General features: G+C 57.1%; 16 protein-coding genes, 1 tRNA gene and 1 other RNA gene. 7 read left to right on the forward strand and 11 right to left on the reverse strand.

Annotated elements, in window-relative coordinates; translation table 11 throughout:
* Positions 1 to 23: 23 nt before the first annotated feature.
* Positions 24 to 1,049 (reverse strand): RluA family pseudouridine synthase, encoded by a 1,026-nt coding sequence (locus AC2D8V_RS08985; RefSeq protein WP_484733190.1) that lies wholly within the window; start codon positions 1,047 to 1,049, stop codon positions 24 to 26.
* On the opposite strand from AC2D8V_RS08985, the gene AC2D8V_RS08990 reads away from it, so the two are divergent.
* Both AC2D8V_RS08990 and AC2D8V_RS08995 read left to right on the forward strand, forming a co-directional pair.
* Entirely contained in the window at positions 1,048 to 1,356 is a 309-nt protein-coding gene (locus tag AC2D8V_RS08990; RefSeq protein ID WP_484733191.1) for a DUF6476 family protein, read from the forward strand. The two genes, AC2D8V_RS08985 and AC2D8V_RS08990, sit on opposite strands and share 2 nt — an antisense overlap.
* A 273-nt stretch (positions 1,357 to 1,629) precedes the next feature.
* The gene (locus AC2D8V_RS08995) at positions 1,630 to 2,211 is read left to right on the forward strand and encodes a hypothetical protein (protein ID WP_484733192.1); all 582 of its coding nucleotides are present in this window, start codon (positions 1,630 to 1,632) and stop codon (positions 2,209 to 2,211) included.
* 94 nt (positions 2,212 to 2,305) lie between these two features.
* On the opposite strand, the gene AC2D8V_RS09000 is transcribed toward AC2D8V_RS08995, so the two are convergent.
* Together AC2D8V_RS09000 and AC2D8V_RS09005 are read right to left on the reverse strand one after the other, a co-directional pair.
* Positions 2,306 to 2,382: transfer RNA gene (locus AC2D8V_RS09000), tRNA-His, on the reverse strand.
* Between the two features lie 43 nt (positions 2,383 to 2,425).
* A complete protein-coding gene (locus AC2D8V_RS09005) occupies positions 2,426 to 2,908 on the reverse strand; it encodes a GNAT family N-acetyltransferase (protein WP_484733193.1) in 483 nt (160 codons plus the stop codon).
* 79 nt (positions 2,909 to 2,987) lie between these two features.
* Here AC2D8V_RS09005 and AC2D8V_RS09010 point away from each other — a divergent pair, with 79 nt between their 5' ends.
* Entirely contained in the window at positions 2,988 to 3,176 is a 189-nt protein-coding gene (locus AC2D8V_RS09010; RefSeq protein WP_484733194.1) for a DUF6324 family protein, read from the forward strand.
* A gap of 8 nt (positions 3,177 to 3,184) precedes the next feature.
* On the opposite strand, the gene AC2D8V_RS09015 is transcribed toward AC2D8V_RS09010, so the two are convergent.
* Positions 3,185 to 3,643, reverse strand: coding sequence for an MmcB family DNA repair protein (locus AC2D8V_RS09015; protein WP_484733195.1), 459 nt, complete (start codon positions 3,641 to 3,643; stop codon positions 3,185 to 3,187).
* 104 nt (positions 3,644 to 3,747) lie between these two features.
* Between AC2D8V_RS09015 and ssrS the strand changes: the two genes are divergently transcribed.
* Positions 3,748 to 3,901, forward strand: a non-coding RNA gene (ssrS, locus tag AC2D8V_RS09020) — 6S RNA.
* A gap of 273 nt (positions 3,902 to 4,174) precedes the next feature.
* Here the strand turns inward: ssrS and AC2D8V_RS09025 are convergent.
* The 5 genes from AC2D8V_RS09025 to AC2D8V_RS09045 all read right to left on the reverse strand — a co-directional run bounded on the left by AC2D8V_RS09025 (position 4,175) and on the right by AC2D8V_RS09045 (position 7,301).
* Positions 4,175 to 4,447 carry a hypothetical protein gene (locus tag AC2D8V_RS09025; RefSeq protein ID WP_484733196.1) on the reverse strand — a complete coding sequence of 91 codons (273 nt, stop codon included), beginning with the start codon at positions 4,445 to 4,447 and terminating at the stop codon, positions 4,175 to 4,177.
* A gap of 39 nt (positions 4,448 to 4,486) precedes the next feature.
* A complete protein-coding gene (gene nusB / locus AC2D8V_RS09030; RefSeq protein WP_484733197.1) occupies positions 4,487 to 4,969 on the reverse strand; it encodes a transcription antitermination factor NusB in 483 nt (160 codons plus the stop codon).
* Positions 4,966 to 5,517, reverse strand: coding sequence for a 6,7-dimethyl-8-ribityllumazine synthase (locus AC2D8V_RS09035; RefSeq protein ID WP_484733198.1), 552 nt, complete (start codon positions 5,515 to 5,517; stop codon positions 4,966 to 4,968). The genes nusB and AC2D8V_RS09035 overlap by 4 nt, the downstream gene beginning before the upstream one ends.
* Positions 5,518 to 5,520: 3 nt before the next feature.
* Positions 5,521 to 6,645 carry a 3,4-dihydroxy-2-butanone-4-phosphate synthase gene (ribB, locus tag AC2D8V_RS09040; protein WP_484733199.1) on the reverse strand — a complete coding sequence of 375 codons (1,125 nt, stop codon included), beginning with the start codon at positions 6,643 to 6,645 and terminating at the stop codon, positions 5,521 to 5,523.
* Between the two features lie 62 nt (positions 6,646 to 6,707).
* On the reverse strand, positions 6,708 to 7,301 hold the full coding sequence (locus tag AC2D8V_RS09045; protein ID WP_484733200.1) for a riboflavin synthase: 594 nt from the start codon (positions 7,299 to 7,301) through the stop codon (positions 6,708 to 6,710).
* Positions 7,302 to 7,452: 151 nt separating this feature from the next.
* Between AC2D8V_RS09045 and AC2D8V_RS09050 the strand changes: the two genes are divergently transcribed.
* From AC2D8V_RS09050 to AC2D8V_RS09060, 3 genes are all read left to right on the forward strand, one after another.
* Positions 7,453 to 8,748 carry a capsule biosynthesis protein gene (locus AC2D8V_RS09050; RefSeq protein ID WP_484733201.1) on the forward strand — a complete coding sequence of 432 codons (1,296 nt, stop codon included), beginning with the start codon at positions 7,453 to 7,455 and terminating at the stop codon, positions 8,746 to 8,748.
* Between the two features lie 115 nt (positions 8,749 to 8,863).
* On the forward strand, positions 8,864 to 9,997 hold the full coding sequence (locus AC2D8V_RS09055) for a polysaccharide biosynthesis/export family protein (protein ID WP_484733202.1): 1,134 nt from the start codon (positions 8,864 to 8,866) through the stop codon (positions 9,995 to 9,997).
* Between the two features lie 5 nt (positions 9,998 to 10,002).
* Entirely contained in the window at positions 10,003 to 12,021 is a 2,019-nt protein-coding gene (locus AC2D8V_RS09060; protein WP_484733203.1) for a capsular polysaccharide biosynthesis protein, read from the forward strand.
* 6 nt (positions 12,022 to 12,027) lie between these two features.
* Here the strand turns inward: AC2D8V_RS09060 and ribD are convergent, their stop codons facing one another.
* Positions 12,028 to 13,125, reverse strand: coding sequence for a bifunctional diaminohydroxyphosphoribosylaminopyrimidine deaminase/5-amino-6-(5-phosphoribosylamino)uracil reductase RibD (gene ribD, locus AC2D8V_RS09065; RefSeq protein ID WP_484733204.1), 1,098 nt, complete (start codon positions 13,123 to 13,125; stop codon positions 12,028 to 12,030).
* Positions 13,122 to 13,589 (reverse strand): transcriptional regulator NrdR, encoded by a 468-nt coding sequence (gene nrdR / locus AC2D8V_RS09070; RefSeq protein ID WP_484733205.1) that lies wholly within the window; start codon positions 13,587 to 13,589, stop codon positions 13,122 to 13,124. Before nrdR ends, ribD begins: the two co-directional genes overlap by 4 nt.
* Positions 13,590 to 13,692: the final 103 nt, after the last annotated feature.

Raw genomic sequence — 13,692 nt, forward strand, 5'->3', positions numbered from 1 at the left:
CAAGAAATTGGTTAATGTGTCAGTCAAACCCTTATTTGACGCAATAGTTCCGACATGTCGGGCGGAATATCTGCCTCAAATGTTACAGCTTTACCGGTTACAGGATGCTCAAACCCCAGAACCGCTGCATGCAGCGCTTGTCGGGGAAAGCCATTAACAGCGGAAACCGCCGCCTCTGACAGGGCTTTTGCCGGTATCTTGCGCCGTCCGCCATAGGTTTGATCACCAACCAGCCCATGGCCAGCATGCGCCATATGCACCCGAATCTGGTGGGTGCGGCCGGTTTCCAGCCAGCATTCCATTAACGCCAGAACTTCCGGATTGCCAAAACGCTCTGTCGTACGGGCGCGTGTCACCGCATGGCGCCCCCCTTGAAACAGAACCGCCTGACGCTGTCGATCTGTCTTGTGGCGCGCAAGCTGCGTTGTGAGCTTTAGGATATTGCCGGGCTCAAAACTAGCGCCTTTCACCCCACGCAAACGCGGATCATTTGCGTCAGGGACACCGTACACCAGCGCCTTGTAGTACCTTGTGACGCTGTGCGACTCGAATTGCACTGCCAGCCCGTGATGCGCGGCGTCAGTCTTGGCCACAACGAGCAAGCCGCTGGTGTCCTTGTCGATGCGATGCACGATGCCGGGTCGTTTCATCCCCCCCACCCCGGAAAGATCATTTCCGCAGTGATGCAGCAACGCATTAACAAGGGTCCCGGAAGGCGTGCCGGGCGCAGGATGCACCACCATTCCCGCTGGTTTGTTGACCACGACAAGATCAGCGTCCTCGAAAACCACATCCAGTGGAATGTTCTCTGGCAAGATGTGGCTGTCCTGCGCCTCCTCTATCGTTATCAGGACTGCAGCCCCCTGAGCGATCCGGGCCTTGGGGTCAGTGACAACCGTGCCGTCCACGCGAATACTGCCCGCTTCGATTAATTTGGCCAGTCTGGTGCGCGACAATGCGGCCTCTACTGGCACATCCCGTGCCAGCGCTTTATCAAGGCGCGACGGTGGCGCGTCACCAATGGTAAATTCTATCTGGCGAAATGACATGGAACATCCTGAGCTGCCCCCCGGATCCGAACAGGCCGAGCCTGCGAACCTGAAGTTCCTGCGACGGTTGGTGACGGTCCTGACCGCCACGATGATTGGCGGGGTTCTACTCATCATTGCGCTGATTGTCATCCGCTTCTACGATGTTCCCCCTGCCTTGCCCGAAGCGATCGACCTGCCGCAGGGTGTGAAGGCAACGGCCTTTACACAAGGGCCCGATTGGTACGCAGTTGTCACCTCTGACGATCAAATCCTGATCTTTGACAGGATCACGGGCCAGTTGAAACAGACAATCCGCATCGACTGACAAGCGATTCGCGGCATCACCAGCGCGAAACAGCTGCCGACAATCGCGGCAAATTTTTACGATTGTCGCCCTTTCAAAAACGAGCGCCATTTTCCACAAATCAATCCGGCGCGCGTTTCGCCATTGTTTCGCAAAAACAGTCAGTGGCGTAAAAAAGGTGAAAATGTGGCACGTTTGTGGCATCTATCCTCCCCAAGAGCGTGGTGTGTTGGGACGCTCCAGTAATTTGTTTTCTTGTTTGAGAGGCTGCATTGCTTCTCGGGAGTTAGGTAAATGGTATTGGTAAAACGCACCTTGTTCGTATCGGCGGTCATTTCTGCAGGACTGCTGTCCGCTTGTACGGACGCAACAAACCCCACGATCACCCGCGCCTCGCAAATTGACGATTTGCTGAATGAGCCTCGCCGCGACTGTACGCGTGATGTTCTGAGCAAAACGCTGGAACGCAGCTTGCTGGAAACAGAAGAAGGCACCGAGCTTTTGCGGGAGCTGGACGATGCCTGCCCTGATCTCGTCGGGGCGGACGCAAAACCTGAAACGCTGGTGGTTTCAGCATCTGCGCTTACACCGTCAGAAGAACCCGCCCCCAACCCGACGCCCGACGAAGAGCAGCCCGCGACGACCCCTGACCCCGGCCCGGATACAACAGGAGACGGCGACACCGGGGCGGATACCGGCGCTGACACTGGCAGTGACGACACGGGCGGAAGCGACACCGGCGGCGACGATACAGGCAGTGACGACACTGGTGGCGGCGATACTGGCGGTAACGGCAAAAATGGCAACAACGGCAATGGCAACGGCAGCGAGGGCGCAAGCCCAGGTCGCGGTGGCGGCGCCAATCAGGACGAATAATCCAACCATCTCAATGCTTAAGGCCTCTTGCGCGCGTATTGCGCGCAGGGGCGAGTAAGCTGACCAGCGACGGCGGTATTGTTGTGGAGTCAAGTGGTACCACCTCCTGGGCTCGAACCAGGGACCTCCTGATCCACAATCAGGCGCTCTAACCAACTGAGCTAAGGCGGCACAAACCCGCATTTAGCCTCCGCGCGAACGGATTGCAAGAGGCTTAAAAGTCGTAAGTGTAGGTCTCTACGACGACATCCTGACCAAAATGACGATCCGGTTTCGCGTCAATGCATTGCCATCCGAAATCCTGGTAAAGGCGACAGGCCGCCTCGTGGCTACGGTGTGTCCACAGGCGCATGCCCGAATACCCTTTGTCTTTTGCATACGCCATACAATTGCGCAAAAGCGATTTGCCCAGCCCCTTGCCGCGTGCCTCTGGCACCAAAAGGAACAGTCGGAGTTGGGCGGTTTTTTCATCCAGTTTCACACAGAACACAGAGCCTAGGCGCAGACCGTCTTGCTCGGCAATCCACGCTCTTTCCACAGCAGGATCGTGCGTTGCCAAAAACGTATCGATAATCTCTGCCACGAGTGTTGCGAAGGTATCATCAAAGCCTTCGTCGCGCGCATAAAGAATTCGATGCTGATCAACCAGCCAATCCCGGTCGTCCTGTGTCAAAAGGCGTAATTTCGGATCATCCATACAGGCAACTAACAGGACGACTGCTTGCATTTCAAGACAACGCGCTGTAGCCAAACTGAACCCCTAGGAGAGATACGTCATGGGTATCGATACAGAACGCGACATCGAAGCGAACCTGCAGATCGGACCGACCGACAAAGGCATGGTCCGAATTTACGTTGAGTCAGATGGTATTGAAATTCCTATGGACTTCTCGCCTGACGATGCATTGGAAATTGCAGACGAAATCGTGGCCGCCGCATCTCGTGCCCGCGGCAGCCAACCTTAGCGCAAACGCTAGCTCCAGAAGGCATCGGCGTCCGGGTCACGCAACCCGTGCAAGCGCCGCGCCGCGACCTGTGCAAACCCTTGGACGACCGATTTTCGGCGCGCCGGTGCCAGCTTGTCCTCAGTCGCCATGCGCATGATCTCCCCGCCATATGCGTCGGCAAGAATCAAGCCGCAGTCTTCCGGTAAGAGTTCAGTGGGAAAGTCACTGTCCACCGACCAGAAGAACCGATCACACCATTCAAGATAGCCCTGCCACTTATTGTCGGTCTGGAAATCGGCGCGACTTGATTTGCATTCGATGATCCAGATTTCTCCCTTTGGCCCTAATGCCATCACATCGACCCGCAAGCCACGTGCGGGCACGAGTTCTTCGACCGACACAAAGCCATGGCTCGCCATCAACCGCGCAGTGCCGCGCGCCAAAAGCTGTCCGGGTTGCATGGGGCGTAAATCGTCATGTGCCATAGCGAGAATATGAACATACCATGAACATCAATCAAGAAATTTATTGCCTGCGGCGATCACGCCCCTTGCCCCGAGTGCCGGGTACACATAAGTGCGAGGGGTGGCGGGTGCTGCATCTCTCGTGACTGGTTACGTTCCAGTGGCCTTAAGCAAATCCGAGGGAGCTGGCTCTGTTCAGGCTCTGGTCTGGTTACCTGGCGCCCACCTGTAAATACAGGTCCTCGGGAATAAAGAACCAAACGGTTATTGTGGGCCCGTCACGCCCATCGAAGCAGTAAGAGATTGGGGGCGCTGTCAGCGGCGCTTGATCAGATCGCGTTTTTTCTCAACGCGAACGGGGATCAGTACTTCATCGTGACGTGGCTCCGCAAAGAGCGACCGGAAAAATGCGATGACTGTATCAAACATAACTGCTCTCCTTCACTGTATAGTTTGGCACTCAGAGGCGAAATGTCCAGCACTTTTGCCTAAGAAGTCGAAACTGCGGCAGCATATCGCGCGTATGTTAATAATTTGCTCACTTCAGGTTTCTCAGCTGTCTGGCCCATAGTTCTGGGGGGTGTCACTGCGTACAGCCTGGTTGAGCGCAAGCGCAAACTGAACACCCGAAAAAACAATGCCGTTGAGCACCCAGAAGGCGACCATTGCAATCACCCCGTCATCTGACCCAGAAACAAGCCGCCGCAGGTCAGCCACATTGAAAAACAGGATGAGCACGCAAAACGCCAAGGAAATCGCGAATCCGTTCAACCCACTGACGAGGAACAGGCGAAAAACACGCGGAATTTTAGGCTTTGCGTTCATTTAGGAAGATTTAACGCCGCCACAACTTGTATCAAGTTGTCAAAACGCCTCGGGCCGTACTTCCCGTGCCATATGATCAAGGACAGCATTTACGAATTTGGGCTCTTTGCTTTCAGGAAAGAAGGCACGTGCCACGTCAACATATTCGGTGATAACGACCTTCGGAGGAGTGTCGGCGGCCTGAAGTTCCGCCCCCGCAGCGCGAAAAAGCGCCCGCAGCGTCGGATCAATACGCGCGATCGGCCATTTTGCGACGAGCGCCCTGTCAGTCATCTGGTCAATCGGCGCCTGAAAATTGACGGCGGTATCCAACACAGTTTCAAAGAGCGTCACATCCCCGTCGAGCATCTCCTGTCCCTCGTAGACCTCTCCGAACCGGTAGCTGAGAAACTCTGAACGGACCGCTTCAACGGTTTGCGCGGAATGCTCCATCTGAAACAGTGCCTGCACCGCGTACAGGCGGGCGGCAGATTTCATCTTGCGACGCTGATTACCGGAAAGATTACCGTGGTGCGAGCTCATGCAGTGTTTTTTCCGTCTGGATCACCAGCCATCAGCGTATCCTGCCCAGCTGGTTTAAAACCGACACCTTTCGTGTCGCGGGACCACTTACGGGCCAACGCGACAAGATGCAAGGCCGCTGCCGCAGCGCCGCCGCCTTTGTTCTGCCCGCCCACTTCGGCGCGCACTTCGGCTTGTTCACGATTTTCCACAGTAAGGATTCCGTTGCCAATACAGAGCCCTTGCAAGCCCAGTAACTGAAGCGCGCGGCTGCTGTCGTTGCACACAGTTTCGTAGTGCGTCGTCTCACCGCGAACAACACAACCTAACGCGACAAAGCCGTCAAAATTACTCAGCTGCTCAGCCAGACCAATGGCAGTTGGAACTTCGAGGGCACCGGGCATTTCCACCAATTCCCATGTGGCGCCAGCCGCTTCGATTTCGGCTTTTGCTCCTGCCACCAGATTATCTGCAATGTCCTTGTAGTAAGGGGACACAACGATCAGGATCTTTACCGGTCTGTCAAAATTTGGGCGTGGCAGAACATAGTGTTGGGTTGAGGATGCCATGGCCTATTCCTTTGTAATGGGACGGGTACCAACGATCGACAGGTTATAAGCCTCAAGGCCCAGATACTTGGTTTCGGGGCTGTCGGTCAGCAAGATGATATCGCGCATGCCCATGGTAGACATGATCTGAGCGCCTACTCCGGTGCGCTTGACGGTGCGGGGGCCCTCATCCTCTTCATCCGCAAAGCGCAGCTTTGGATGGGGTTCGCGGAATAGCAGGACGGCTCCCCTGCCCTCATCTGCAATAATCTGCATCGCTTTGGGCAATTCATCCGCAGGGCTGGGGCCGAGACCCAGCACATCTTCCAGCGCATTCAGCGCATGGGTCCGAACCAGTACCGGCTCGGGCGAGGAGATATCCCCTTTAGACAACATGACATGATCCGTGCCCGTAATCTCATCAGCAAAGACCCGCATCTGCCATTCACCGCCATAAGCCGATTGAACAGCCCGCTCGTCGCGCAAGCGCAAAAGGTTGTCGTGTTGCGAACGATAGGCAATCAGGTCGCTGATCGTACCAATTTTCATCCCGTGCTCGGCCGCGAATGTCACCAGATCTGGCAGACGCGCCATCTCACCGTCCGGTTTCATAATCTCGCAGATCACGCCGGACGGATGCAGCCCCGCAAGGCGGCTGATATCAACGGCAGCTTCTGTATGGCCGGCACGCACTAGGACCCCGCCGTTTCGCGCCCGCAGCGGAAAGACATGGCCCGGTGTCGCAATGTCGGCCTGCCCTTTGCTCTCGTCGATCGCGACCGCCACTGTCAAAGCGCGATCTGCAGCAGAGATGCCGGTACTGACGCCTTCGCGGGCCTCGATCGACACCGTAAAGGCTGTTTCATGTCGCGAAGAATTGTTGACTGCCATCATGGGCAAACCCAACTCTTCGATGCGCTGCGCGGTCATCGGCAGACAGATCAGACCGCGGCCATGAGTTGCCATGAAGTTGATCGCTTCGGCATCTGCAAATTGCGCAGGAATGACCAGATCGCCCTCGTTTTCGCGATCTTCGTGGTCCACGAGAATAAACATCTTGCCCTGCCGCGCCGCATCGATCACGTCAGAGATCGGTGAAATGCTGTCGCGCAGGTTGGCCTCAACCGGTCCCGGTGTTACAAAACTCATGCCAAGATTGCCTTTTGTGGTCTTTGGAGGCTCTTACCGCAGGCACGCGAGCTTGACCAGCGTTAGCCCGTGGACATCTCCGCCAGGCGCGCAACGTAACGAGCCAGCGTGTCGATCTCCAGATTGACCTTGTCTCCCACAGCGACATCGCCCCAGGTGGTCACTTCTTTGGTGTGCGGAATAAAATTTATGCCAAAGACATCACTATCGACGTCGTTGACTGTCAGCGATGTACCGTTCAGCGCCACCGATCCTTTGGGCGCAATGAAACGCGCAAGCTCGGCGGGTGCGCGCAGCTGCACGCGCGTGCTGTCGCCCTCGTCGGAGACTGAAACGATCTCGGCGACACCATCCACATGTCCGGAAACGATATGCCCGCCCAACTCGTCCCCGACGCGCAGTGCGCGTTCCAGGTTTACGCGCTTGCCGACAGTCCACTCCCCGAGGTTCGTTTTATCAACGGTTTCCGCGCTGATCTGCACTTCGTACCAGTCATCGCCGAAATCAACCACGGTCAAACACACACCATCAGAGGCGATTGACGCGCCCATGTCGATGCTGTGCGTATCGTAGTTCGTCGAGATCCGCGCCCGCAGGTCTCCTTCTTGCTCCAGCTTGGCTATTACGCCAACGTCGGTAATGATCCCGGTAAACATGCAAGACCCCTTCTGGCTGTGCAAACACTGTTGAGGTAGCGGGCCGGTCGCACAAGAACAAGCCCTGACCTGTCACGGCGAGGGCGGCGTCGCCACATTTCTGCCGCAATTCGCTGGTGTCTTTGCGTCGAGCAGTAATAAAGATGCTGAGATGGCACAAAACACGGAAAAACCGACCCGATCGTTCCTGTTTTTGCAGGGGCCGCATGGGCCGTTCTTTCACCACCTTGCCAAGGCCCTGCAGTACACAGGCGCTCGAACGTACCGTGTCGGGTTCAATGCGGGAGACAGGGCGTTCTGGCCAACCCGCTCCAATTATTTGCGTTTCAATCACGCCATTGACGCGTGGCCCGACCATCTGAGGCAGATCATAGCTCGCCATGACATTACAGACATTGTCCTCTATGGCGACACGCGTCCGGTTCATGCGCAGGCTGTGTCCATTGCAAGCGAACTCAAACTGCAGGTCCACGTGTTCGAGGAAGGCTATCTGCGCCCCTACTGGGTCACTTATGAACGTGGCGGCAGCAACGGCAATTCACCGTTGATCGGTATTTCGCTGCGCCGAATGCAGCGTGCACAAGCTGACAATCTCCTGGACAAGCCGGTTCCCCCCGGTCACTGGGGCGACATGCGCGAGCACATCTTTTACGGCGCGCTTTATCATTGGTTCGTCATGTTCGCGAACAAGGGCTACAACCACTTCAAACCGCATCGCGCCCTCTCGGTTGACGCTGAGTTTCGGCTATATTTCAAACGCTTGACCCTCATGCCGCTACACGCGGCTGCGCGCGCCGTGGCGACCCGACGCATCCGAACCGGGCACTTTCCCTATCATCTGGTCTTGCTCCAACTCGAACATGACAGCTCTTTTCAAATGCATGGGCAATTTGATACGCAAAGCGTCTTTCTACATCACGTCATAGAGGGTTTCGCCCAAGGTGCGCCCAAACACCATCATCTGGTCTTCAAGGCGCACCCACTGGAAAACGGTCGCGCACCGCTACACGCCGACATCCGGCGATTTGGTATGCAGTACGGCGTTTCGGACCGCTTGCATTTTGTCCGCGGCGGCAAGCTCGCGCCGCTTTTGGATCAAGCCAAATCAGCTGTTACCGTGAATTCCACCGCCGGCCAGCAAGTGCTCTGGCGCGGTTTGCCCCTACGCAGCTTTGGGGCCTGCGTTTATGACAAATCATCGCTCGTATCGCGGCAGCCGATTGCTGATTTTTTTGCCGACCCCACGTATCCGGACCCGAAAAGCTATAGCGCATTTCGAGATTTTCTGCTGGCGACCAGCCAGTTGCCGGGCGGGTTTTATTCCGCAGGTGGCAGACGCCAAGTGATGCGGCAAGTAACCGATCTGATGCTACGAGCCGACGATCCTTATGTCCTGCACGCACCACAAACCGAAGCAGATAAGCAACAGTTTCGGATCGTGAAGTGATCGAAACCGCTGGAATAGCTGGCGTTTTAGCCAAAGCCGACCTATGCTCGAAACCAATGACGTCGAAAAATCGGCGCGTCGAGGCAGAGTTAGAATAGGTCGAGGAGACCGAGCAGTGACACCTTTCAGGATCAGGTGGGCGCGTCCCATTGCGTTTTTGGCAGCTATTGCAGTTGTTGCGTCTTGCGGTTTGCCCAGGGTTGGACCGAACAAGGAAGAGATCTTTGCCGGATCAGTTCAAAAAGAGGGTGACGCCTTTATCGTTCAGGTCAACGACCGTGTGACACGTGCCACATCCGTTGTACCCGCACTTGGCTTTTCCGATGAATTGACCCAAGCCGCTCAAGTGGGGTCCGACACCATTCAGGCAGGTGATGTCCTGGGACTGACCATTTGGGAAAACGTTGACGACGGTCTGCTTGCGGGTGAAGCGCAGAACGCCACCATACTTGAAACAGTTCAGGTGGATGGCGCGGGCTTTATCTTTGTTCCCTATGCAGGTCGTATTCGTGCCGCTGGCAATTCACCAGAAACCATCCGCCGCATCATAACGGAACGGTTGCAAGACCAGACGCCGGATCCGCAAGTCGAAGTCCGCCGCGAAGCAGGCGACGGGTCGACCGTTTCACTGGTCGGCGCCGTAGGGGCTCAGGGCGTATATGCCATTGAGCGTCCGACACGCACACTTTCAACTATGCTGGCGCGCGCTGGCGGCGTCACCATTGAACCCGAAATCGCGCAAGTCACCGTCATTCGCAACAATCACCGCAGCCAGATCTGGTTTCAGGACCTATACCACAACCCCAAGCTCGACATCGCCCTGCGCGGCGGTGACCGCATCCTAGTAGAAGAAGACACGCGGGCTTTCACCGCACTGGGTGCAACCGGCGCACAGGCACGTGTCCCCTTCTTCACTCAGGACCTTTCGGCTCTGGAAGCAATCGCACAAGTAGGCGGGCTGGTCTCTAACACCTCCGATGCAACCGGCGTGTTCATTTTCCGCAATGAACCTGCTGAAATTGCAGGGAATGTTCTGGGCCGCCAAGACCTCGTCGGCGCACAACGGATGGTCTACCTGCTCGATTTGACCGAGCCGAACGGTCTGTTTCTCGCCCGTGACTTCGTGATCCGTGAGAACGACACAATCTATGTTACCGAAGCGCCTTTCGTCCAATGGAACAAAGGTGTCTCTGCTATCTTCGGGTCGCTGGTCGGACCGGTAGCCAATATCGACCAACTGGCCAACTGAGGACGATGAACACAGGCGATATTTCGCAGGCCGCCGGTGATCCTGATCCCCGGCGGCTTTTTGTATTCAATGGCGGTTTTCTTACTCAAAGCAGGGTCAAAAGGATACTGGCGCTCAGCGGTTACGCGGTAACCCTAGGTGCTCCCGGTCCCGACGACATTGTGGGCGTTTGGGGAAATAGCCCTACAGCACACCGTGGCGAGGCGGTCGCCGGAAAGAAAGGCGCACAAGTAGTTCGGGTTGAAGACAGCTGGCTGCGGTCGCTACACCCCGGTCGCAGCGGCGATGTTCCTGCCGGCCTCGTGATCGACCACAAGGGGGTCCACTACGACCCTTCCCAGCCCTCTGACCTTGAAGAAATACTCAGTTCGCATCCGCTGGATGATACGGCGCTCCTCAATCGGGCGAGAGGCCTGATTGAACGGGTGAAAGAAGCGCATCTGACGAAATACAGTGCTGTGGACCCCCAAATTGAAGTCCCAGCACCGGGATATGTCCTCGTAATCGACCAGACCGAGGGCGATGCTTCCGTCACAGCCTGCGGTGCCGACCGCAATCGATTTTTGGAAATGCTGTTTGTCGCACAGGAAGAGCATCCCGCTGCGCGAATAATTATCAAAGCGCACCCTGAAACGGTTGCGGGTCACAGAAACGGGTACTTCCGTGACGATGATCTAAACGAGCGGGTCGAGTTCCTTTCCGCCCCGGTAAGCCCGTGGGCGCTGATGGAGGGTGCAATTGCGATTTATACCGTGTCATCGCAACTGGGTTTCGAGGCAATATTCGCAGGCCACAAACCGCGTGTATTCGGCGGGCCATTCTATGCAGGATGGGGGCTTACTTCAGATGAGTTTCCAGTGCAGCGTCGCCAACGTAATCTGACCCGCGCGCAACTCTTTGCCGCAGCAATGATCCTTTACCCCAACTGGTATGATCCGCTGACAGACGAGCTTTGTCAGGTGGACACCGTGATTGAAAACCTCGCGGCCTCTGCCCGCGCTTGGCGTGAGGATCGGCACGGGTGGGTCGCTTCGGGCATGCGGTTATGGAAACGTCCCCACCTTCAAACGATGTTTGGCCGAGAAAAGCCCGTCCTCTTTGAGGATGCTCCTGGGCCCGCCCGTGCGAGCGGACGGCGTTGGATGGTTTGGTCGAGCAAAGCAGCCATCGGTCAGGCCGAAGCTGTACAAGTCGAAGACGGTTTTCTCCGGTCACGTGGTCTGGGCGCAGAATTGGTACCGCCCGTGTCGCTGATCGTCGATGACACGGGCATTTATTATGACCCGCAAAAGCCAAGTAGGCTTGAACAATTGATTGCGGCACGCGCCACCCTGCGACCTGATCAGGAACGACGGGCTGAAGCGTTAATCGACCGACTGCGTAAGCTCGGCGTGAACAAATACAATCTGGGCGGCACACAGTTGGATTTGCCGGCCGGGCGCAAGATCCTCGTTGTAGGTCAGGTCGAAGACGACGCGTCTATCACTCGTGGTGCAGGCGAGGTTAGCACAAATGCCGCGTTGCTCGAAGCAGCACGAGCAGCCTGTCCGGACGCGTGTCTGATCTTTAAACCGCATCCTGACGTCGAGGCGGGCCTTCGTGCCGGTGGTAGCGGTGTTGAGAGTGCCGCTGACATCGTTGCCGAGGGCGCCGATGCAAACTGGCTGGTGTCGCAGGTCGATGCAGTCTGGACGATAACTTCGCTGCTCGGATTCGAGGCATTGTTGCGCGGTGTGCCGGTCACAACTCTGGGCGCCCCCTTTTACGCAGGCTGGCGCCTGACAAACGATCTGGGGCCCGTACCGCCGCGCCGTCGCGCGGAACCGAGCCTTGCCGGTCTGGTACACGCCAGCCTGATCGACTACCCGCGCTACTTTGATCCGAAGACAGGATTGCCCTGCCCTGTCGAGCATGCGGTCAACGTCCTGTCACAACAGATCGCAACCCCGGAACGATCCACCCTCAATCGACTTTTGTCCAAACTACAGGGCATCTTTGCCAGCCACGCACACCGCTGGCGCTAGCCCCCGTCAGCTTCGCGGACGGCGCCAGATGTGCAATACATCCGTGCCAATCCTTTCAGATGACACAAGAGCGTACTGTGGCGCCTCATCAAGGCGCCCTAACCCGAGAGCGCCGATCGACGGCAGCCCTTCAGCGCCGATGGCAAGCCCCGCAGTAAATCCCATCAACTGATCGACCAGGTCAGCTTCGAGCAGTGACGCGGCCAGCGCACTGCCCCCTTCACAAAACACTCGTGTAATGCCTTGCGCGGCAAGCTGTGTCAGGACATCTGCTGGGTCCAACTGCCCTCCAACGGTCTGGCACGACAACAAACTCGCGCCAAGGTCGCTCCACGTTCGTTGCAAGGTCGCATCGGCATCCTGCCCATGACACAGAATTATAGGCACCGCACTGGCACTGCGCGCCAATGCGCCCATCAATGGCACATCGAGTCTTCGGCTGATTACGACCCGTGCAGGCTGCCAATCCACGCCCAGATCACGCACCGTCAACGAGGGGTCATCCTTGCGTGCTGTGCCACCGCCAACCATAACGGCGTCATGCCGGGCACGGGCTGCATGAACGGCCCGGCGCGCCTGTGGCCCGGTAATCCACTTGCTTTCGCCTGTGCCCGTTGCAATCCTGCCGTCAAAGCTGCTGGCGAGTTTGAGTGTCACAAACGGACGGTCCAATTCGACCCGCGCAAAAAAGCCTGCGTTATCTTCGAGCGCCTCTTCCTCCAAAAGACCCTGCGCGACTTTTATGCCGGCCTCTTGCAACATGCGGAGCCCTGCTCCGTCGACGCGCGTGTCCGGGTCACGCGCTGCGACGACAACCCGCGCCACCCCTGCCTCGACCAATGCACGCGCACAGGGTGGCGTCTGACCCTCATGCGCACAGGGTTCAAGTGTGACAAATACTTCAGCTCCACGGGCCGCGGCACCCGCCTGCGCCAGCGCCTGCGTCTCGGCATGCGGACGCCCCCCCTGCTGGGTCCATCCGCGCCCGACGATCAAACCGTCCTTAACAATGATGCACCCCACAGCAGGGTTGGGCCAGGTCCGGCCCAAGCCACGACGCCCCAACGAAAGCGCCAGCTTCATGAATCGTGTATCGGCGCTCACTCTTCTGGTGGAACGTCCGGACGCAATTCGCTGACAAACTTGTCAAAGTCGTCCGCCGCCTGGAAGTTCTTGTAAACGCTCGCAAAACGCACGTAAGCGACAGTATCGATCCGTGCCAAGGCTTCCATGACAATCTCGCCGATCTGCTTTGACTGGATGTCTGTTTCACCCATGCTTTCCAAGCGCCGCACAATACCCGAGATCATCTGATCGATGCGTTCAGGATCGATGGGGCGCTTCTGCATGGAGATGCGGATTGAGCGCTCGAGTTTGTCGCGATCAAAGTCTTCGCGCTTTCCATTCGATTTGATGACAATCAGATCGCGGAGTTGCACACGCTCATAGGTTGTGAAACGTCCACCGCACGCCGGGCAAAAACGCCTGCGCCGGATCGAAACGTGATCCTCCGCCGGTCGGCTGTCCTTTACCTGAGTGTCAATGTTTCCGCAAAACGGGCAGCGCATAGGCCGTCCCCCTTTTTCTCTAGTCTCTGCCTCTGCTTGTGGGATCACCGCCCCACTTGTGCATACTTATAGGATACGCCCCAAGTTTTGGGTAGCCTCAAAT

This window comes from Roseobacter sp. YIN89, from assembly GCF_057219365.1.

What these genes read in the sequence shown, in the direction of transcription:
- AC2D8V_RS08990 (WP_484733191.1), top strand. Translation starts at nt 1,048, where the DNA reads ATGGAACATCCTGAGCTGCCCCCCGGATCCGAACAGGCCGAGCCTGCG.
- AC2D8V_RS08985 (WP_484733190.1), bottom strand. Translation starts at nt 1,049, where the DNA reads ATGTCATTTCGCCAGATAGAATTTACCATTGGTGACGCGCCACCGTCG.
- AC2D8V_RS08995 (WP_484733192.1), top strand. Translation starts at nt 1,630, where the DNA reads ATGGTATTGGTAAAACGCACCTTGTTCGTATCGGCGGTCATTTCTGCA.
- AC2D8V_RS09005 (WP_484733193.1), bottom strand. Translation starts at nt 2,908, where the DNA reads ATGGATGATCCGAAATTACGCCTTTTGACACAGGACGACCGGGATTGG.
- AC2D8V_RS09010 (WP_484733194.1), top strand. Translation starts at nt 2,988, where the DNA reads ATGGGTATCGATACAGAACGCGACATCGAAGCGAACCTGCAGATCGGA.
- AC2D8V_RS09015 (WP_484733195.1), bottom strand. Translation starts at nt 3,643, where the DNA reads ATGGCACATGACGATTTACGCCCCATGCAACCCGGACAGCTTTTGGCG.
- AC2D8V_RS09025 (WP_484733196.1), bottom strand. Translation starts at nt 4,447, where the DNA reads ATGAACGCAAAGCCTAAAATTCCGCGTGTTTTTCGCCTGTTCCTCGTC.
- nusB (WP_484733197.1), bottom strand. Translation starts at nt 4,969, where the DNA reads ATGAGCTCGCACCACGGTAATCTTTCCGGTAATCAGCGTCGCAAGATG.
- AC2D8V_RS09035 (WP_484733198.1), bottom strand. Translation starts at nt 5,517, where the DNA reads ATGGCATCCTCAACCCAACACTATGTTCTGCCACGCCCAAATTTTGAC.
- ribB (WP_484733199.1), bottom strand. Translation starts at nt 6,645, where the DNA reads ATGAGTTTTGTAACACCGGGACCGGTTGAGGCCAACCTGCGCGACAGC.
- AC2D8V_RS09045 (WP_484733200.1), bottom strand. Translation starts at nt 7,301, where the DNA reads ATGTTTACCGGGATCATTACCGACGTTGGCGTAATAGCCAAGCTGGAG.
- AC2D8V_RS09050 (WP_484733201.1), top strand. Translation starts at nt 7,453, where the DNA reads ATGGCACAAAACACGGAAAAACCGACCCGATCGTTCCTGTTTTTGCAG.
- AC2D8V_RS09060 (WP_484733203.1), top strand. Translation starts at nt 10,003, where the DNA reads ATGAACACAGGCGATATTTCGCAGGCCGCCGGTGATCCTGATCCCCGG.
- nrdR (WP_484733205.1), bottom strand. Translation starts at nt 13,589, where the DNA reads ATGCGCTGCCCGTTTTGCGGAAACATTGACACTCAGGTAAAGGACAGC.